Origin of the sequence: Rathayibacter tritici (assembly GCF_002932875.1) — a bacterium.
GTDB classification, from domain to species: Bacteria; Actinomycetota; Actinomycetes; order Actinomycetales; family Microbacteriaceae; genus Rathayibacter; species Rathayibacter tritici.
This window is the reverse complement of record NZ_PSWS01000081.1, coordinates 3,969-6,084: the sequence shown is the minus strand read 5'-3', so window position 1 is coordinate 6,084 and position 2,116 is coordinate 3,969. Positions and strand designations below refer to the sequence as shown.

The following is a 2,116-nucleotide window of genomic DNA, read 5'->3' as shown; positions in this document are numbered from 1 at the left end:
ATCTTTCGATCACTCTCGTTGTGAAGCATCGTTTTCGGTGTGGAGGCGGGGTGTGTCCGATTCTTGAGAACTCAACAGCGTGCACTATGTTCAATGCCAATTTTATACCTCGGCTCGGTCTTCGGATCGGGTTGGGATTCCTTTGGAAATTGATGTCAGCTTCCGGCTTCAGGGTCGGAGAGATGTCTTATTTGCTGGAGGTCAAACTTGACTCTTCTTCTCTTCGGGGTTGGAGGTCGTAATTTTTTTACGGAGAGTTTGATCCTGGCTCAGGACGAACGCTGGCGGCGTGCTTAACACATGCAAGTCGAACGATGAAGCCCAGCTTGCTGGGTGGATTAGTGGCGAACGGGTGAGTAACACGTGAGTAACCTGCCCTTGACTCTGGGATAAGCGCTGGAAACGGCGTCTAATACCGGATACGACCTGCCCCGGCATCGGGTGCGGGTGGAAAGTTTTTCGGTCAAGGATGGACTCGCGGCCTATCAGCTTGTTGGTGAGGTAATGGCTCACCAAGGCGACGACGGGTAGCCGGCCTGAGAGGGTGACCGGCCACACTGGGACTGAGACACGGCCCAGACTCCTACGGGAGGCAGCAGTGGGGAATATTGCACAATGGGCGAAAGCCTGATGCAGCAACGCCGCGTGGGGGATGACGGCCTTCGGGTTGTAAACCTCTTTTAGTAGGGAAGAAGGGCTTCGGCTTGACGGTACCTGCAGAAAAAGCACCGGCTAACTACGTGCCAGCAGCCGCGGTAATACGTAGGGTGCAAGCGTTGTCCGGAATTATTGGGCGTAAAGAGCTCGTAGGCGGTTTGTCGCGTCTGCTGTGAAAACCCGAGGCTCAACCTCGGGCCTGCAGTGGGTACGGGCAGACTAGAGTGCGGTAGGGGAGAATGGAATTCCTGGTGTAGCGGTGGAATGCGCAGATATCAGGAGGAACACCGATGGCGAAGGCAGTTCTCTGGGCCGTTACTGACGCTGAGGAGCGAAAGCGTGGGGAGCGAACAGGATTAGATACCCTGGTAGTCCACGCCGTAAACGTTGGGAACTAGATGTGGGGACCTTTCCACGGTCTCCGTGTCGCAGCTAACGCATTAAGTTCCCCGCCTGGGGAGTACGGCCGCAAGGCTAAAACTCAAAGGAATTGACGGGGGCCCGCACAAGCGGCGGAGCATGCGGATTAATTCGATGCAACGCGAAGAACCTTACCAAGGCTTGACATATACCGGAAACGTCCAGAAATGGTCGCCCCGCAAGGTCGGTATACAGGTGGTGCATGGTTGTCGTCAGCTCGTGTCGTGAGATGTTGGGTTAAGTCCCGCAACGAGCGCAACCCTCGTTCTATGTTGCCAGCACGTTATGGTGGGAACTCATAGGAGACTGCCGGGGTCAACTCGGAGGAAGGTGGGGATGACGTCAAATCATCATGCCCCTTATGTCTTGGGCTTCACGCATGCTACAATGGCCGGTACAAAGGGCTGCGATACCGTAAGGTGGAGCGAATCCCAAAAAGCCGGTCTCAGTTCGGATTGAGGTCTGCAACTCGACCTCATGAAGTCGGAGTCGCTAGTAATCGCAGATCAGCAACGCTGCGGTGAATACGTTCCCGGGCCTTGTACACACCGCCCGTCAAGTCATGAAAGTCGGTAACACCCGAAGCCAGTGGCCTAACCGCAAGGAGGGAGCTGTCGAAGGTGGGATCGGTGATTAGGACTAAGTCGTAACAAGGTAGCCGTACCGGAAGGTGCGGCTGGATCACCTCCTTTCTAAGGAGCATCTGGACACCGCAGGGTGTTCCAGGCGCCAGATCAAAGCGAATGTCTTTGCTGGTAGCTCATGGGTGGAACATTGAACTGGGTGCTCGTCGAGATCGTCTCGCGTCAGTACAGCCTTCGGGTTGGGAACGCGTCGGGGTGGTGGAGTCGGGTACATGCACGCTGTTGGGTCCTGAGGGACCGGGCCGGTTGCCTTCGGGTGGCGGGGTCGACTCTCTGGATCCTTTTCTCACGCCTGGGTGTGTGGGGGAGGGATACCGCCCGTATTTTGAGAACTACACAGTGGACGCGAGCATCTTTAGATTCAGGACTGCAAATCCTGAATCGAATAGATCTCG

General features: G+C 55.9%; 1 rRNA gene. It reads left to right on the top strand.

Annotated elements, in window-relative coordinates:
• The first annotated feature begins 246 nt into the window (after positions 1-246).
• A 16S ribosomal RNA gene (locus tag C5D07_RS15010) occupies positions 247-1,769 on the top strand.
• Positions 1,770-2,116: the final 347 nt, after the last annotated feature.